Annotated in this window: 15 protein-coding genes; 11 read left to right on the plus strand and 4 right to left on the minus strand. The window is 35.1% G+C overall.

What is annotated here, in order from left to right; all coding sequences use genetic code 11:
* The first annotated feature begins 210 nt into the window (after positions 1-210).
* Positions 211-1,155 (plus strand): phosphoglycerate dehydrogenase, encoded by a 945-nt coding sequence (locus B371_RS0115190; RefSeq protein WP_019415167.1) that lies wholly within the window; start codon positions 211-213, stop codon positions 1,153-1,155.
* A 127-nt stretch (positions 1,156-1,282) separates the two neighbouring features.
* Here B371_RS0115190 and B371_RS0115195 read toward each other — a convergent pair whose 3' ends face one another.
* Positions 1,283-2,359 carry a sugar diacid recognition domain-containing protein gene (locus tag B371_RS0115195; RefSeq protein ID WP_019415168.1) on the minus strand — a complete coding sequence of 359 codons (1,077 nt, stop codon included), beginning with the start codon at positions 2,357-2,359 and terminating at the stop codon, positions 1,283-1,285.
* Positions 2,360-2,484: 125 nt separating this feature from the next.
* Between B371_RS0115195 and B371_RS0115200 the strand changes: the two genes are divergently transcribed.
* The 3 genes from B371_RS0115200 (at position 2,485) to B371_RS0115210 (ending at position 7,083) form a co-directional block, all read left to right on the plus strand.
* Positions 2,485-3,615 (plus strand): glycerate kinase, encoded by a 1,131-nt coding sequence (locus B371_RS0115200; RefSeq protein ID WP_019415169.1) that lies wholly within the window; start codon positions 2,485-2,487, stop codon positions 3,613-3,615.
* A gap of 18 nt (positions 3,616-3,633) precedes the next feature.
* Positions 3,634-4,980 (plus strand): GntP family permease, encoded by a 1,347-nt coding sequence (locus B371_RS0115205; protein ID WP_019415170.1) that lies wholly within the window; start codon positions 3,634-3,636, stop codon positions 4,978-4,980.
* A gap of 300 nt (positions 4,981-5,280) precedes the next feature.
* Positions 5,281-7,083 carry a M3 family oligoendopeptidase gene (locus tag B371_RS0115210; protein WP_019415171.1) on the plus strand — a complete coding sequence of 601 codons (1,803 nt, stop codon included), beginning with the start codon at positions 5,281-5,283 and terminating at the stop codon, positions 7,081-7,083.
* A gap of 173 nt (positions 7,084-7,256) precedes the next feature.
* Here the strand turns inward: B371_RS0115210 and B371_RS0115215 are convergent, their stop codons facing one another.
* Positions 7,257-7,499 (minus strand): YkuS family protein, encoded by a 243-nt coding sequence (locus B371_RS0115215; RefSeq protein ID WP_019415172.1) that lies wholly within the window; start codon positions 7,497-7,499, stop codon positions 7,257-7,259.
* A gap of 450 nt (positions 7,500-7,949) precedes the next feature.
* Here B371_RS0115215 and B371_RS0115220 point away from each other — a divergent pair, with 450 nt between their 5' ends.
* Together B371_RS0115220 and B371_RS0115225 are read left to right on the plus strand one after the other, a co-directional pair.
* The gene (locus B371_RS0115220) at positions 7,950-8,702 is read left to right on the plus strand and encodes a DUF695 domain-containing protein (RefSeq protein WP_019415173.1); all 753 of its coding nucleotides are present in this window, start codon (positions 7,950-7,952) and stop codon (positions 8,700-8,702) included.
* Between the two features lie 191 nt (positions 8,703-8,893).
* Positions 8,894-10,135 (plus strand): ATP-binding protein, encoded by a 1,242-nt coding sequence (locus B371_RS0115225; protein ID WP_019415174.1) that lies wholly within the window; start codon positions 8,894-8,896, stop codon positions 10,133-10,135.
* Between the two features lie 338 nt (positions 10,136-10,473).
* Here the strand turns inward: B371_RS0115225 and B371_RS0115230 are convergent, their stop codons facing one another.
* Positions 10,474-11,190 (minus strand): 3-ketoacyl-ACP reductase, encoded by a 717-nt coding sequence (locus tag B371_RS0115230; RefSeq protein WP_019415175.1) that lies wholly within the window; start codon positions 11,188-11,190, stop codon positions 10,474-10,476.
* A 280-nt stretch (positions 11,191-11,470) separates the two neighbouring features.
* Between B371_RS0115230 and B371_RS0115235 the strand changes: the two genes are divergently transcribed.
* The 4 genes from B371_RS0115235 to B371_RS0115250 all read left to right on the plus strand — a co-directional run bounded on the left by B371_RS0115235 (position 11,471) and on the right by B371_RS0115250 (position 14,825).
* The gene (locus B371_RS0115235; RefSeq protein WP_019415176.1) at positions 11,471-11,995 is read left to right on the plus strand and encodes a sigma-70 family RNA polymerase sigma factor; all 525 of its coding nucleotides are present in this window, start codon (positions 11,471-11,473) and stop codon (positions 11,993-11,995) included.
* The gene (locus B371_RS0115240) at positions 11,985-12,953 is read left to right on the plus strand and encodes a hypothetical protein (protein WP_019415177.1); all 969 of its coding nucleotides are present in this window, start codon (positions 11,985-11,987) and stop codon (positions 12,951-12,953) included. The genes B371_RS0115235 and B371_RS0115240 overlap by 11 nt, the downstream gene beginning before the upstream one ends.
* Positions 12,954-13,215: 262 nt before the next feature.
* Complete coding sequence (locus tag B371_RS0115245) at positions 13,216-13,500, plus strand: DUF1292 domain-containing protein (protein WP_019415178.1); 285 nt, start codon at positions 13,216-13,218, stop codon at positions 13,498-13,500.
* Between the two features lie 776 nt (positions 13,501-14,276).
* Positions 14,277-14,825, plus strand: a complete 549-nt coding sequence (locus B371_RS0115250) for a GNAT family N-acetyltransferase (protein ID WP_026023087.1) — start codon at positions 14,277-14,279, stop codon at positions 14,823-14,825.
* 130 nt (positions 14,826-14,955) lie between these two features.
* Here B371_RS0115250 and B371_RS0115255 read toward each other — a convergent pair whose 3' ends face one another.
* Positions 14,956-15,342: a DUF3231 family protein gene (locus tag B371_RS0115255; protein WP_369751117.1), complete on the minus strand. Its 387-nt coding sequence runs from the start codon at positions 15,340-15,342 to the stop codon at positions 14,956-14,958.
* 886 nt (positions 15,343-16,228) lie between these two features.
* Between B371_RS0115255 and B371_RS0115260 the strand changes: the two genes are divergently transcribed.
* Positions 16,229-17,446: an ATP-grasp domain-containing protein gene (locus B371_RS0115260; protein ID WP_019415181.1), complete on the plus strand. Its 1,218-nt coding sequence runs from the start codon at positions 16,229-16,231 to the stop codon at positions 17,444-17,446.
* Positions 17,447-17,451: the final 5 nt, after the last annotated feature.

Here is a 17,451-nt window from a genome sequence, read left to right on the forward strand (position 1 = left end):
GCATGGAGCGGAAATCAACTTTGTTCGGATCTATATTTTTTATTATTAAATTGACTTTTTTTATATAAACGTAAGTTGTCATAAATCAATCTGTTTACGGTTCATTCAATCACAATTTATGCTAAAATAGTAGCCATCAGTAATATCGAAGGATTAGCTGATATTTTAAATAATCATCTAAATTTAATGAGCTAATTGGAGAGAGATACAATGAAGATATTACTAATGCTGAGAGATCCATTCTATAAAGCTAACCCTAAATTAATCGAAGAACTAAGAGAACTTGGTGAAGTGAAAGTTCTATATACCGATAACGGCATTGAAAAAGAAGAGTTAAAAAGTGAAGTGAAAGACGTTAATATTATCCTTGTAGCTGTGGTGAAAATTGATAAGGACGTAATTGATGCAGCTCCGAATTTGCAATATATTCTTAAGTACGGAGCAGGGTATGACAATATTGATGTTGATTATGCTTATCAAAAAGGGATCCGGGTAACGAATGCACCAGGCTTGAATGCTCAATCTGCTGCAGATCATGCTTTCGGATTAATGTTATCAGCAGCTAGAGAAATCCCAAAAAAAGTGAAAGAAATGAAGTCACAGTCTTGGCAATTATCCATGGGCTACGAAATACATAATAAGAAATTAGGAATCATTGGGTTTGGTTCTATTGGACAAGCTTTAGCTAAACGCGCAACGGGTTTTGATATGGAAACCATCGCTTTTGCAAATCATAAAGATCATGAAGCTGCAAAGAAGTTGAACGTAACATTCGTAGATAGTAATCAGTTATTCAAGGAAGCAGACTTTATCATCATCGCCACATCACTCACAGGACTTAATAAGCATCTGGTAAATAAGACCACTTTATCCTTGATGAAGCCAACATCTTTTCTAATTAATATCTCGCGTGGTGCCTTGGTGAATGAAGAGGATTTATTTTATGCATTGAAAAACAACATGATACAGGGAGCAGCTTTGGATGTATTCGAGATGGAGCCAACCATGAGTAACTTGCCTCAATTGGAAAATGTTGTAGCAACTCCTCATATTGGAGGGGCTACATTTGAATCAATCAGTAGAATAGGAAATATATCTGTTTCGAATATTAAGAAGTTGATTAACGGGGAAAAGCTTGAGTATGAAGTGAGATAATAATTAAAACAATGTAAACTTGAAAAATTTCAATATTAAAAAGTCCAATTACTCGGTATTCAATTGAGTAATTGGACTTTTTAGGGTGTGATTTTATCATATAAAGTATTAATTTAGTCACCCAAAGCTAATCACTTAGCAATAGCGCGGTGTGCAAAATTATAGCATCCCTAAACAAGGTTGGATTTAGCCCTGTAATGTCTTCAACTTTTTTCAAGCGATAGCTTAAGGTATGTCTATGGATATTTAACAAAGATGTTGTTTCTGCCGCGATTGTATTGCAATCGAAATAGGCAGTTAAGGTGAGACGGAGTTGCTTATTCAAGCCTTCTAAAGTCCGATTGGTGAAATGATCTACAGCAGACTTTGGATTTCTTTTTAACAGGGCAATCAATTCAACATCTTCAAAGTAAATTAATTGATGTCCTGGCTTTCCGAATTGCAGGGCATTTTTCGCAGTTGTGTAGGAGTTGCGAATCTCATCAATGGTAGATACCGAAATTCCTACCCCAATTCGAACAGTACTTACTTTCTGCAAAAAATGGAGCAGTTTCGATAAAGTTGTTTCTAACCGCGTACTGTCTATTCCAGCTAGCAAGACAAAGATCTCATTTAACTGAGAGTGACCGGTTAGAACTGAACTTGGATTAAAATGGTCTTCCAATTGTTCGAGTATTCTATGCGATGGTGGGGGCATCCGTTCAAATTCAATTAAAAGTGTTACGTATGTGCTCTTTTGGGTTAGTTTTAGCAAGTCCAGCCTTTCATTGACAACCAATGATAAGGGTTTACCGCTGATTAATTCTTCAAAAATTAATTCATTTAGCTTTCGGCTCCATTCGGTGTGGGAGGTTATAAACGATTGATGAACCATCATTTCAGTCGTAAGCTGGACGAGTGTTGAGATTTCTTTGAGTTCCTCAGGATTGCCTGTGATACCAATAATACCGACTAGTTTTTCTTTAAAATAGATTGGTAGATTTACACCGGGTTTTGAACCTCTCCAGTCCACTAAGTTTTCATTGGTAATCCATAAGACTTCTCCCGTTTTTGCTACGTGCGCCGCGCCTTCGTGTATCCACTCAATCCGATCTACATCTCCTGAAGCTAAAATCATTCCATTTGTATCCATGACATTTAAATTTCGGTTTAAACGAATCATTGTTTGTTCAACAATTTCTTCAGCAAGTTGTTTCGTTAACATTATGACTCCTTTATGTATAATTATTCTGAAAATTAAAACATGAAATATGTACATTTAGTATAATGTATAACTTTTTTTTTAGCACTATAATTCTATGTAAGCGCTTTTATAAGGAGGTGTGTATAGTGAAAATCATATTGGCACCAGATTCATTTAAAGGGAGTATCTCTGCGTTGGATGCTGCACAAGCAATGGCTCAAGGGATACTGGAAACTCAACCTACTTTTGAGCTCGTGTTATTGCCGGCAGCTGATGGCGGTGAAGGAACGATGACAAATCTAGTGGCAGCAACTGATGGAAAAGAATTCGAGGTCGCTGTACAAGACCCACTAGGTAGAAGAGTTGTAGCAAACTATGGAGTGCTTGGAGATAAAGAAACTTGTGTGGTTGAAATAGCTGAAGCTTCTGGACTTACACTTCTGCAAGATCAGGAAAGAGATCCACTATTAGCCTCTACATACGGAACTGGTGAATTAATTTTGCATGCATTGAATGCAGGTTTTCGAAAATTCATCATTGGTCTTGGAGGAAGTGCAACGAATGACGCAGGAGTTGGAATGCTTCAAGCACTCGGTATGCAGTTCCTCGATCAAAAAGGAAAAGAATTGGGTCAGGGTGGAGGCGCTTTAAGGGATCTTCACAAGATTGATCAAACACATTTTGATAAGCGTGTTTCAGAAAGTAGCTTTCTTATAGCAAGTGATGTGGAAAACCCATTAGTGGGTCGAGACGGTGCATCTGCCATATTTGGTCCACAAAAAGGTGCTACGCCTAAAATGGTCCACCAACTTGATGGAAATTTATTAAATTATGCAGACGTAGTTGAGAGAATGACCGGTGTTTCTCTTCATGAGAAGAAAGGGGCAGGGGCTGCTGGTGGAGCAGGTGGTGCTTTCCAAGTGTTCTTTTCAGGGGAAATGAAGCGAGGCATCGATGTCGTTTTGGAAGCTATTGGATTTGAGGATCAGCTGGTGGATGCTGATTTGATTATTACGGGTGAAGGAAAAACAGATGCTCAAACTTTATCCGGTAAAACACCGTTCGGCATTGCTGAAGTAGCAATGAAAATAGGAAAGCCAGTCATTTTGATATCAGGTATGGTCGATGAAACAAGTCAGGAAATGTTACGGCCTTATTTTACTGAAGTGCATTCGATTGTGGACGAAACGGTATCGGCAGAAGAGTCAATGGAAGAGGCTTTTCATCATTTGAAGATGAAAACGAAAAAAGTGATAGAAGAGTACATTAAAAATTAAACACAAAGGGGTGTAGAGATGTTATTTGCAATTATTGTATTAAGTGTTGTGTTGGTTGTCCTTTTGACAGCAGTATTAAAGGTTCATCCGTTTTTATCATTATTGATAGGTGCTTTCTTTATTGGGATTACAGCTGGAATGCCTTTAGCCGAAGTGGTGCAAAGTGTAAACGATGGATTTGGCGGTTTGATGTCAGGCATTGGGATCGTTATTGTTGCTGGTACAATTATCGGAGTTATCTTAGAAAAATCTGGAGCAGCATACCGAATGGCCGAAGTAGTCTTACGTATCATCGGGGAAAAACGTCCTCAAATGGCAATGTCCATCATTGGGTTTATCGTTTCAATCCCTGTATTTTGTGATTCAGGATTCATTATTTTATCTAGTTTAAAAAAGGCGTTAGCAAAACGAGCAAAAGTTGCAATTGCATCGATGTCCGTGGCTCTTGCTACTGGTTTGTATGCAACACATACCTTAGTTCCTCCTACTCCAGGGCCAATCGCAGCGGCAGGAAATATCGGAGCGGAAAACTTCTTAGGAACTATTATCTTAATCGGTTTGGTTGTAGCAATTCCAGCAGTTATTGTGGGTTATTTATGGGCTGTTAAAGTCGCATCTAAAATTGAAGTACCGGAGGATTTGGAAGAAGGCGGACTTGATTACGATGAAATTGTAAAATCGTTTGGCAAAATGCCTTCGACTTTTAAAGCATTTTTACCGATTGTCCTTCCAATTGTATTGATTGCAGCAGGGTCAATTGCCAAGCTTTCAGGTTTCGAGAATGGCTTTGTGAATCTATTGACGTTCCTAGGTGCTCCAGCAGTGGCATTAATATTAGGTGTATTTGCAGCCTTCTTATTACTTCCTAAGTTTAATGAAGAAACCATGACTGGTTGGATCGGTGAAGGTTTGGTAGCAGCAGCACCAATCTTACTAATTACTGGTGCAGGTGGTGCATTTGGAAGAGTAATAGCTAATTCTGGTGTTGCCGATCTCATCTCAAGAATGAATATGGATGCTTTAGCTGGAGGTGCTTTATTCTTATTGGTACCTTTCGTTATAGCGGCTGCCTTGAAAACTGCGCAAGGGTCATCGACTGCAGCATTGGTCATTACCTCTACACTAGTTGCACCACTATTGCCTTCGCTCGGTATTGAAGGCGCAGTTCCACTTGCACTTGTCGTTATGGCAATTGGCGCAGGAGCTATGACAGTAAGCCATGTGAATGATAGCTTCTTCTGGGTAGTAAAAGAATTCAGTGGCATGAAAATAAAAGATGCCTATAAAGCACAAACAATGGCCACTCTTTTACAAGGTGTTACGACCATTAGTGTGACAATGATTTTGTGGATTATTTTAGTTTAATATTGATTATACTAACGGTCTTTCTGTTCAGTGGTATTACCGCTGATGGAGGGGCCGTTTTAGTTTTGAATCCAGGTGCTTGTATAACTTTAAAACAAACATATAACCTAAGTAGGAAGTTGAACAGTGAGCTCTTGGGCGCGGGATTACATACAAAGTTAATTTATTTAGTTCACTTACATAAGCGCCATGTTAAAGCTCTTTTTGATATATACATATTAACGTTCCCTAGTAAACTTACATAATAAATAGTAAACAGTTATACTGGTATATATGGATTAACTTGGGAGGTTTTATAAAATGGAACAAATCATAAGCAAAAATCGGGATTTAGATACCTTATATGCTGGTGGTAGCCAATCGGACCAGCTTAAGAAAGTGATGGAGCAGCTTACTATCAAAATCAAAGCATTAACCAATGAGTTACAATTATTTAATGAGAGAAAAGTGACTAGTAATACGCAGCACTTATTGGATATTCTGAAGGATACCCAGAATGTGATAAGTGGATGGGAGGAAGTCGACGATTATTTAATCTGTGTATACGCACAGAATGTAAAAGATACAGAGGCAAAGAATTTAATGGCAGAGAGTTCAGTCATCAAGTCTAAACTTACTTCTTTTCAAGCAGAATTGGATCAAACATTAGCAAGTCTCGATGAACAAACCTGGTTTGAGTTTTGTCAGCAAAAAGAAGTTGAACCTTTTTCCTTTTACCTAGAAGAACGAAGGCAGTCTGTTAAGGATCTATTGCCATTAGAAATGGAAAAAATGATTAGCGCTCTGTCAGTGAATGGATTCAATGGCTGGGAGAAGCATCATGAACAAATACTTACACAATTAAAAATTCCGCTCGAAGTTGATGGTGAAGAAAAAAAGGTTTCCATCGGTCATGCTCTAAATCAAGCGATGTTTTCCAGTGACAGGTCATTGCGTCAAAAGGCTGCAAATGCTATTGAGCAAGTGCTTGAAACAAATGCAGACACTTTTGCCTCTGTTTTAAACCGAGTAGCTGGTTTTAGGTTAGATGTGTACCAGCAGCGAGGTTGGCAAAATCTTTTAAAAGAAATGGTTAAGCAGAATCGGATAGAAGAAGAAACCATTTATACGATGGTATCTACAATCAAACAGAACAGAAATCTTATAAGAACATTTATAGAAAGAAAAATTAAAGTGGATAAACTCGAAGCACCAGCCTGGTATGACTTTCAAGCTCCAAGCTTTAAAACAGAAGAAAAGGTTTCATATGAGAAGGCGGTTAGTATTGTCGTTGAACAATTTTATGGCTTTAGTGAAAAACTAGGAAATTTTGCAGACAAGGCTTTTAAAGATGGTTGGATTGAAGTAGAAAACCGTCCAGACAAAGCTGAAGGTGGGTTTTGTGCTTCTATGCCTCTTGCAAAAGAAAGTAGAATTTTCCTTACATTCCGAGAGAACTATCAAGATGTAGTAACCATTGCACATGAGCTTGGCCACGCCTATCACAATTATATTTTGCATGAACAACCCGCATTTGTGCAGGATAAAGGGACGAGTGTTGCGGAAACAGCGTCTACGTTTATGGAAAACTTAGTGTTGGATGCTGCCATCGACCAATCAGTAAACGAAATGGAAAGACTAGCCTTGCTGGAGATGAAAATCACTAATGGGCTTAAGTATGTGATCATGGTTCCAAATATGTTCGAATTTGAGTTGAAGTTCTACGAAAAGAGGAAGAAAGGTTTACTTACAACTGAAGAAATAAAAAATTTAATCATTGAAGTTGAAAATGACGTATATGGTGGCTTAATAGAAGACCTGGATCCATATAAATGGATGTATATCTCACATTTTTATGATACAGAAAAAGCTTTTTATAATATCCCTTACACAATTGGTTACTTATTTAGCAATGGTATTTACGCGTTAGCGAAAGAAAAAGACGGTGGGTTTATCAAGCAGTTTGATGAACTTTTACGAAATTCAGGAAGAATGACAGTGGAACATTTAGCCGAGGAATTCTTAGGGAAAGACATAAAGAAAAAAGATTTTTGGGAAGCTTCTTTAGTACCGTTAAGAGAAGCGATAGAAGAGTATTTGCGTTTGACAGACAAAATGGTGTAATTAATCAAGTAAATGTTGATTGGTCTTTGGGTTTTCTATCAAACATGTCGGTAAATAATATTATGTTTGTATTGACTGTATATGAAACAGAAAATATAGAATTTTTATAAGAGAAAGAAAGAGAGACAGAAGCATAAATCGTTTATGCTTCTGTCTCTTCTTACTTAAATGTATTAAATCTGAGTTAGTCGATGTTCGACTGCTTGTACAACATTGTCGATGGTCATCCCACTCATAGCAATTACGGGAAATTTTAATTCATCATTATGACCTTCATTAATAACTCTTATGACGCCCATATCGAAACCTGTTACATTTTCATCAGTATTAAACATTGAAACTGTATGACCTTTTAATTCCAAAGCCTTTCTTACAACTTCATAGGGTTCTTCTACTGCAATTTCGCCATTTTTCAATCCTCCATTTCATATAAAACCAACATCATTAATCTTCCCTAAGGTTCCTCCAATAACCGTAGACAATTAAGAATCTTAAAATGAAAAACCAGAAATACTCATAACGATCGAGTTTGATATGACAACCTTTTAAAAAATATTTATTTCTATTTTTGATAGATTATAAAAACTCAGTTAATCGCTTGGATTAGGAAATTTTTGTTTCATTATTTTTGTTTAAATGTATAATTAATCTATTCTCAATATTACAAATTTGTGCAATTTATTAAATTCAAGAGGTATTAAACATGCTTTAAATAATTTGGGTTAGCTGAAGGGAGAAGATGCTTTATTGGTTGGGTAAATGATTTTTAATAGAAATGTGAATGGTACCTTACATAGTCCAGGATTCTATTGAATGTAGAAACAAAAGTAGTTTACCGAAATACTTAAAGGAAAAGGGGATACATTATGTCGGAGTTCTGGGATACATATTTTGATCTTATTGATGAAAAGCCTGCTGCCGTTGTATTGGATATGGAGGTATCGCAAGAAATTGACACGGAGCAATACAAAAATGCATTTGTAGTTAGATTCAGATTGAAGTCGCCAAATGAAGAAGGATTGCATGTCGGGGCAGAAGCGGATCAATTGAACGAAATCGAAGAAACTCTTATGGAGACTGCAGAACTCATAAATTATATTAATGTGGGAAGAATCACAACTAATGGAATCAGAGATATTATTTTTTATTCCACTCAAGAAGAAGAAACAGCTTTAGCTTCGGAAGCAAACGGCTATTATCATTCCTTGGGATATGAAATGGAAGTATTTAAAATTGAAGAAGATACAAATTGGGAATTCTACTTCGAGTTTCTTTATCCAGATTCCTATCAGATTCAACATATAGGCAACCACAGTGTATTGGAAGCATTGGAAGAATCAGGTGACAAATTGGAAACGCCACGCAAATTGGAACATACTGTTTTATTTCAAAATGAAATGATGAAAAAGCGCTTTATAAAAACCGTTAAAAAAGTAGGCTTTACAATAGAAGAAGAAACATTAAAAAAGGATGAAGAAGGTGATTATGTTATTTGCATTTCCAGGGTAGATTCAGTTGACTACAATTCGATTGATGAGCTTACGGATCTATTACTAGAAATTGCAGAGAAATTCGAAGGAGAATATGATGGCTGGGAAACGATAGTTATTGAAGCATAAAAGTATTCTAATACAAGAGTTAGCTTTTAACGAATTACTTTTCAATCATTCATTCTGATGTTTCAACTAATTACTTGATTAATTCATAATATTGATTACTATCCAATAGCTGAATAATAATCACAATTTTCACTGAGAATTAATTGCTGCATGTTTTAATAGAAGCAAATATTAATTTAGGGGGGGTTACAATGAATAAATCGGGACAAATTATTCTAGTGTTAATTTCAATAATATTTACCGCCTATCAAAAGTTTACGAACTATGAGGATTTTTTCACGGTAGACTTTTTTTTATTTACCCTAATAGCTTGGCTTGTTGGATGGCAATATGATAAAGCTCGTTACTATGAAAAACAGGCACGTTCTAGTGAAGAAAGTTATAAACATTTGATAGATTCATTGCCTGAATCAGTTATTATCCACCAGGATTATAGGATTGTTTATGTAAATAAAGCTGCTATTAGTATGATTGGGGCTATCCGTATGGAAGAACTAGTCGATAAATCCATTTTTGATTTTATTGACCCCGAGTATGAAGAACGTATACAGGAGCGAATAAAACAGGTAAAGAAAGAGAAACGACCGTTAACCAGTATTGAACATAGAATAAAACGGATTGATGGTTCGATGTTTTTCTTTGAAGTCGCTTCAATGGATATCGTATTTGGTGAAAAAAAAGCAGTCCTTTCTATCGGAAAGGATGTCACTTTTAGAAAAGTGAAAACCGAACAGTTACTTCAAAAATCTGAAAAACTGGCTATGTTGGGTCAAATGGCAGCAGGGATTGCCCATGAAATCCGCAATCCTCTAACTTCAATACAAGGCTTTATTCATCTATTGAAGTCCCATGATTTAAAAGAAGAATACTTTGATATTGTATTTTCAGAGATTGAACGGATAAATTCAATCGTAAGTGAATTCCTGGTTCTTGCCAAACCAAGTGTAGCGACTTTTGTCGAACAAGATTTGAGAGTATTGATTAAAGATGTAGTAACATTAATTAATACCCAATCAATTTTGAGCAATGTTCAGATTTTCGTTGAATTTGAAGGTGATTTGCCAATGGTCAGCTGCGAGAAAAATCAGTTAAAGCAAGTTTTTCTTAACCTACTTAAAAATTCAATCGAAGCCATGCCCAATGGTGGAAAAATTGATGTTAAGGTGAAGGATAAAGTAGAAGGTAAGATTTCGATTCAAATTATTGATCAAGGTATCGGAATTCCAAAAGAACGAATGGCTACACTTGGAGAGCCATTTTATACAACTAAGGAAAAAGGTACTGGTCTCGGACTAATGACTTGCTTTAAAATAATAGAAGGTCATAACGGTAAGTTAACAGTTCATAGTAAATTAAATGAGGGAACCACTATAGAAATAATTTTGCCAACCATGACCCAATCGTTATTGAAGATGGAATTAAGCCATAACTAACGGGATTTAATTTACATAAGATACTTTATAAAACAGCTCAGTTTATTAACAGAGCTGTTTTGCTTTTTGAAATAATTATAGGAAGTTTAGCTATTCACTAACTTTACTGCAAAAATGAAAATTATAAACCTTTTAATACAAAGCCTATTGGTTAAAACTATAGAAACCATATGATATATACCCATGCATTGGGACTCCTCTAGTTAAAGAAGCCGATGAAAAAAACTCAGAGTTTCTATACTCTGAGTTTTTTAAAGTAATATATGTTTTGTGCGTGTAATCCTGTTGCTAATTTTATTCCTACTACTTTAGAAATTTGTATATTTAAAACTTCTAATTTAAGGATTTGTTGACCACAGGCCAGCACTTTTTAGAAGTACACGTGGATGAAGTTTTAATTGTGCCAACATTATTTCAGCTAGATCTTCCGGCTGCATGACTTTATCCGGATTACCGTCGGTTAGATTTTCATCGATCGCCAAATCTGTAGCAACTGTGCTAGGAGTTAATGCACTGACACGGATATTATGTTTTCTCACTTCAAGCATTAATGATTCCGTAAGCCCTAGAACACCAAATTTTGAAGCACTATATGCGCTTGTCATTGGAGAACCTTTTTGTCCGGCAGTTGAAGAGATATTTATGATGTCCCCTGAATTTCTTTCAATCATTTCTGGAAGAACGGCTCTGGTCACATAATAAACGCCCATTAAGTTAGTATCTATAATATCTTTAAAATCTTCAGGTGCAAGGTCAAGGAATTTACCGAATTTAGCAATTCCTGCATTGTTAATTAAGATGTCAATCTGGCCAAGCTCTGACTTAATATGATCAACTGCCGCAGTAACTGATTCACTATCAGATACATCGGCTACTGCGTAAGTAACTTTTACATCGTAATCTTCAAGTTCTTTTGCCACTTTTTCTAAGTTAGCAGCTGTTCGACCAAGAAGTCCAACATTTATACCTTCTGCAGCAAAAGCGATAGCTGTTGCACGACCAATCCCTCTGCCGGACCCGGTAATTAAAGCATTTTTACCTTTTAAATTTTGCATGAATTACACCCCTTTAACATTAATAACATCTAATTTAAATAGTGTAACAAATTTGTTCTGGAAAACATAAGCAAATAGCTTGAAGTGGCATTACTAAGAATGAAAATGAGTGTTTTGAAAATGATAACTTTGCAGTAGATATACAAATCTATCACTGGTTATAGATGCTCATCTTTCAACCATACAGGTGCTATTAACTATGCATATATAATTAAAATTATTAAAGCCAAATGAGTTCTTTTTCAGTCTAATAGGTGTGAGGAAGTTAAGGGGGTTGCTATTGTTAAATTTAGTGAAGAAAGCACAAAAAGGGAATGATATAGCATTTTTAACATTATTTCAGAAATGCGAAGAAGATATTTATAGAACAGCATTTGTATATGTGAAGAATCAAAGTGATGCATTGGATATTGTTCAAGAAACAGCTTATCGTTCATTTAAATCAATTAAAAGCCTTGAAAATTTAAACTATTTTAAAACTTGGTTAATAAGAATCACGATTAATTGTGCTCTCGACGTGCTTCATAAGAGGGAAAATGTTGTTCAATTAAAGTCGGATTTTGAAGGATTCATTTCAGGAGATGTCAACGAAGATATCAGTTTTGAGATGACAATTCTTGATTTAATTGAATGTTTAAACGAGGATGAAAAAAGTGTTATTATTTTAAGGTTTTATAAAGATTTGACGATTAAAGAGGTAGCGGAAACTCTGAATCTTCCTCTAGGTACGGCAAAGACACTGTTATATAGAGCTTTAAAGAAGCTCCGTAAAGGGTTTAAAGGAGATGGTGTACATGAGCAATAAGATTAAAGACGAAATAAATAAAATAGAAATCCCAAAAAAATTAAATGAAAGTAGTAGAAATGGTATTTCAAAAGCGAAGGTAGAAATGCCAAAAAGGTATAAAAATTGGTCGAAAATTGTTGTTTTCGCAGCTAGCCTGATTATAGGTATTAGTGGTTATTTTATATATGAAAATATGCAAATGGATCCATACGTGGAGACTTTTAATGGCAATTCTCCTATGGTAACATCAAATGGAGGCTTGGACATTCCCACTTTAAAGTTGCCAAAAACAACAAATAATACGTCAATGAGCATGATAGGTTTAATTGTATATAACCAAAAAATTTACACACAAACCTCAACTGATATAAATGATGAACATGCTGGTGATTTATTAGAAGGTAAAAAAATTGGTACTACAAAAAACAATCTTGATGAATGGAGTAAGCAAAATGAATACAGCGTAGAGTTTGCCTCTACTATAGGAAGAGCGGATGTGTATACTGTCAAAGGTTACGACAAGGATTTTAGAATCATGTCATATTCAGAGGAAAACGGGGAAATTAATTCGGAATTTTACGAGTCATTAAATGGAATTACAGTTTATACCGGTCAGGATATTTTAGGAAAGCTAAAAGTTTCCGGAAATATTATTAACGCTCAGTATCGAAGTTTTAGCGATTGGAATAATAGTGTAGATAATTTTCTCCCCATCCAAGATAGAGATATTTTATCCTCATTTGCTGAAGAGCTGAACCATACTGTTCCATATTCTCGTGAAAGCGTGGAGAAAATTTTAGGAGATTTCCGAAATGATGAAAATTATAAAGAGATGATTTTTCATCTAAAAGATCACACTAAGGTTAGCTTAGTGGTAATAAAAGGTGGTTACATTCGCTACGGATTTTCAGATATATATTTTAAAATGGATAGCGAGATATTTAAGGAAATGTGGGAACAACTTAATATTCTGTAACTTGTAAAGTATAAACCCAGAAATAGACACCTTTTTGGAAATATTAAGAGTGATTCAATCAAACCTTAAAAATGAAAAGAAAAAATGAATGAAAATTAGTTTGTTTGAAATACTAAAAGCATCAGTAAACATTTTTCTCCATCTAAAGAGCGATCATTTATTGTGATTATTTTGGGTAGTAAATTGTACTTTTTTCCTTTCGTTACAGGGTTTTTAGAAAAGGAAAATGGAAACTTTAAAAACACATAGGAGGGTAAGATTTATGGGAAAAATAGAAAATGGAAGTATTTTCACGTTACTAGATGAGAACGATGAGGAGCAAGAAATTGAAGTGCTAGGCACGTTAAATATTGATGGAACAGAATACGCTACTGTTGGTTTTTTGGATGAAACTCAAGATGAATCTGAGGAAGATATCGATGTTTTCTTTTTAAGAGTCGAAGAAGATAATCAATTATCCATTCTCGAAAGTGATGAGGAATTCGATAAGGTCTCATTGGCATTTCAAGAAGCCCAAGATGAAGAAGAGGATATAGTAGAATTATAAAGAATCGTCCTTATTGGATTGGTTACATTTAAAAAAGCGAAGTGACGCCACTTCGCTTTTTTAAATTTTTAATGGATTCAAAATTGAAAGAGACGATTAAGTGACCAAGTCACTTAATCGTCTCTTTACCTTGAAAATGCAACTTCGTCCACTTTATAATTTCATTATTCTCCGTCTTATGTGTTCGCATACAACAACTTCGCTTGAGTGCTGTCCCTGGGTCAGACTCAAATGTTCCTCAATTTGTGGCTGCCCCAGGGACACGCCGACAAAGAATACATGCATCCCTATCTTGAATTGTAGTCAATTGTCAGAATTCTGTAGAATTGTTTTCAACCCTTGTTTTCATCCCTAGGACGCGAATTTTTACCTCGTGCTGTTAAGAAAGTTATGCAAACATCGGATGCCAAAGGTCCGTTTGATTTTAAGGATGCTGGGTTATTACGGACGTAAAGCAATTAATGAAACGTATCCTCTCATTGATAAGTGGCTAACGGAGAACTCACAAGAATAAATTGTTAACAATAAACTTTTATCGTAACGGCATACTTTTTACGTAAGAGACGGGAGAAGTGACTATATTTGTCACTCTTCTCGTCTCTTTTATCATTGAAAATAAAGATGAACCGGATGTCCAAGTAACACAGTATGGAAAAGCTACTTTTAACAGCAACCAAACTAATTGCAAAGTTTAAAATATGACAAGACTATTGGTCAATTCTGTTTGAATGGAATAATATAGAACTATTACAGTAAAGTTTAGGAGGGGAATTTTTATATTTACATATATGATTGATGACAAGACAACATTAAAGATACTAGATTTACAAGATACTAATGAGTTATTTATATTGACTGATCAATCAAAAGAACTCTTGAGAGAGTGGCTGCCATTCATCGAAAGAAACAAGACTTTGGCAGATACAGAGGCATTTATAAAATCAACAATGAATCAATTTAGTGTTAATAATGGGTTTCAAGCTGGAATTTGGCATGATGGAAAAATTGTTGGCGTTATAGGCTTTCATAAAATTGATTGGATCAATAAATCTACGAGTATAGGATATTGGTTAGGAAAGGGATACGAAGGTTCAGGGTTAATGACAAAGTCTGTTAGAGCTTTAGTGAATTATGCATTTTGTGAATTGAAATTAAACCGAGTGGAAATTCGAGTTGCTGAAAAAAACAGAAAGAGTAGAGCCATACCGGAAAGATTGTGTTTTGTTAAAGAAGGCTGTATCCGGCAAGATGAATGGCTTTATGATCACTACGTAGATCATATTGTTTATGGAATGCTAGCTGAGGATTGGAATAAACAATGTTGAAGGTGAACATATTATTTAACTAATTTACTGAGAATTATATAAAAGTCAACTTTCTATTCAAAATAGCAAGTTGACTTTTTATATTAATGACGTTCATGAAAATTCTTGACTGTGATCGATAAAGGTTTAATTAACTACTTTCCTTCGCTAATGGTAGTTGGTCTGAAAATTGATGTTTTATCATTAAGTTGACAGAATCCTCGCCATATAATAATTCTTCGGCTATTACTCGGGTATAGTGAGCCCCAAGGTCCTTTCTGAATACACTGGCTAGGTTAGCGCCATATTGTCCTGCTGTTGCACTCGATAGCAAAGTTGCTTTGAATAGCAATAGTTTATCGGAAAATGGCGATACTTTTGAATCAGTAACTTCACTTTCCCATGAAGGAAGTTGAGGTAAATCATTTTCCAGTAGAATTGATAGTAATACATCAATTTGCATTTGATTTTTATCTACTCCGCGTTGAAAGTGATTTGTTAATTCGGCAAATGGAGTACCCAGAGAAATAAAGGCTATTCGATGTTAAAAGAAGTTGATGCAGTTTTAAATATCTCTTATTTGTTTTTCAACATAAGTTATTAATATGGTGATACTGGATGGACAATAGCAATTAAATATTCTTTAGGAAATAGACAATTATTATCTAGGTGATGTCTAATGAGTTCTATTGAAAAGGGGGAACGCGAATAAATCAAAATGAGTGTCTTGCAAAGACGCTTTTTTCACGATATAAGATCTGTAGAAGTGAAGTTTGTTCAGTGATATATTCTTGTTTAGTAATCCTATTTAAATATAGGTATAAGTATTTTCATTTTACAAGATAAGACGATTTTTTATATTTATTTTTAAAACTATATTGTTATCACTTTTAATTTTTAAACAGGTGAATGATTGTAGTGAAAGGCGGCGACTACAGCGGGAAAAGCGAGTCCAGGCGAGACCCCGCAGTCGCACACAATCGAACAAAGGCTAAGAACGCCACAACGCGTGGCAACGCCTTCGTGACCAACACCCTGTTGGCCTGAGGAGGCTCGCGGGCCGCCCGCGGAAAGCGTCCGCCTGAAACGGAAATCACAAGTTTAGAATAGAAAGCTATCTCATTCTTCAGGTTATGGTAAAGTAGGCTTGCCGTCCAAAGTTACCCGGAAACCGAAGTCAATACAATTGGAAAACACTTTCTACTAACACTCTAATCATTAGTAATTGCTTTAAAGGACCGGGTGTAAATTGCACGGTTTTTTATTTTGGAATTATGTTTAACTGTAAAGAATAATACTATTATTTTAATTTACGTTAGGTAGATTAATATAATTATTCTCCAAGATGACCTAAGCTAGTAAGGCTCTATTGAATATACTAGCAAAAAGACTAAATAAAGATAGAAAGGAGATAAATATATTTTATGAAAACAATTGTTTTTATTGGCACTAACAAGTCAGGATCAAGTAGGGAGGCAATAAAAGCTGCTGAAAGGCTTGGTTTTTTTATCGTTTTATTAACTGATCGAAAAATATTTATTGAAAATAGATTAGATTTTCCGGATGTCCATCAAATGGTTCTAATGGAGTTAACAAATTTTGATTTGTTAAAGGAAAATATTAGTAAAATACAGGAACAAGGAAAAATTATAGTGGCTGTCCTGAGTTTTATTGATCCTTTTGTACATGTGGCAGCAAAACTATGGGAAAAGCTAGGGTTGACCATCGTATCTTCTGATCCTTTGTTGAAAATGGAAAACAAGATACTAACACGTGAACTATTAAAAGATCTTCCGGTATCTCCATACTTTTCAAAATTTAAAAAAGACGAATCCATGCATACCTTTATTGATAATCAGGTAGGAAGATATCCTCTCATTGTCAAAACTCCTGATTCTACTGGTTCTAAGGATGTGATGTTAGTCAAGAACGAACAACAATTAGTACGATCCATAAATAATTTTTTAAGGAAAGGGGCCATTGAAGTTTTGATAGAGGAATATTTAGATGGTCCTCAATATTTAATTGAAGTATGTGTGTTCAATGGTAAAGTGTATATCGTTGCAGTGTTAGAACAAGAAATAGAGTTTTTCGAACGTTTTATTGTGACCGGATATTGTTTGCTTATGGATATTGAAGATGCTTTCCACAAAGAAATTTGTGAAACAGTTAGTAATATTCTAGAAAGGTTTAGCTTTAAAAATGGATCCTGTCATTTGGAAATGAGACGGATTAATCAACAATGGAAATTGATTGAAATAAATCCTCGTATTTCTGGTGGGGCAATGAATAGGATAGTTGAATTAGGTTTTGGAATTAATTTAGTAGAGGAAACAATTAAAATAAATCTGGGACAAGAGCCTAACTTCGAAAGAAAATACAGCAAGTTTGTGTATGCACATTATATAACAATTGAAGAGACAGGAACATTAATAAAGGTTACTGGAAGAAACCGGTGTTTTAAATTTCCTGGTATAGAGGAAGTATATATTAAACCTAAAAAAGGAAAGTTGTTGCATCCTCCTTTATCCATGGGGGATCGTTATGGATATGTTTTAGCCTCTTCAACTAATAAAGAAGATGCAATTAGGTATGCAAAGGAGGCCGCTAAAGAAATCAGTTTTTATCTTGAACCAATATAAATATG

Origin of the sequence: Paenisporosarcina sp. TG20 (genome assembly GCF_000286315.1) — a bacterium.
Lineage (GTDB): Bacteria > Bacillota > Bacilli > Bacillales_A > Planococcaceae > Paenisporosarcina.

Excerpts from the sequence above, each read along its gene's own strand:
- B371_RS0115190 (WP_019415167.1), top strand. The coding sequence starts at position 211 with ATGAAGATATTACTAATGCTGAGAGATCCATTCTATAAAGCTAACCCT.
- B371_RS0115195 (WP_019415168.1), bottom strand. The coding sequence starts at position 2,359 with ATGTTAACGAAACAACTTGCTGAAGAAATTGTTGAACAAACAATGATT.
- B371_RS0115205 (WP_019415170.1), top strand. The coding sequence starts at position 3,634 with ATGTTATTTGCAATTATTGTATTAAGTGTTGTGTTGGTTGTCCTTTTG.
- B371_RS0115210 (WP_019415171.1), top strand. The coding sequence starts at position 5,281 with ATGGAACAAATCATAAGCAAAAATCGGGATTTAGATACCTTATATGCT.
- B371_RS0115220 (WP_019415173.1), top strand. The coding sequence starts at position 7,950 with ATGTCGGAGTTCTGGGATACATATTTTGATCTTATTGATGAAAAGCCT.
- B371_RS0115225 (WP_019415174.1), top strand. The coding sequence starts at position 8,894 with ATGAATAAATCGGGACAAATTATTCTAGTGTTAATTTCAATAATATTT.
- B371_RS0115230 (WP_019415175.1), bottom strand. The coding sequence starts at position 11,190 with ATGCAAAATTTAAAAGGTAAAAATGCTTTAATTACCGGGTCCGGCAGA.
- B371_RS0115240 (WP_019415177.1), top strand. The coding sequence starts at position 11,985 with ATGAGCAATAAGATTAAAGACGAAATAAATAAAATAGAAATCCCAAAA.
- B371_RS0115245 (WP_019415178.1), top strand. The coding sequence starts at position 13,216 with ATGGGAAAAATAGAAAATGGAAGTATTTTCACGTTACTAGATGAGAAC.
- B371_RS0115260 (WP_019415181.1), top strand. The coding sequence starts at position 16,229 with ATGAAAACAATTGTTTTTATTGGCACTAACAAGTCAGGATCAAGTAGG.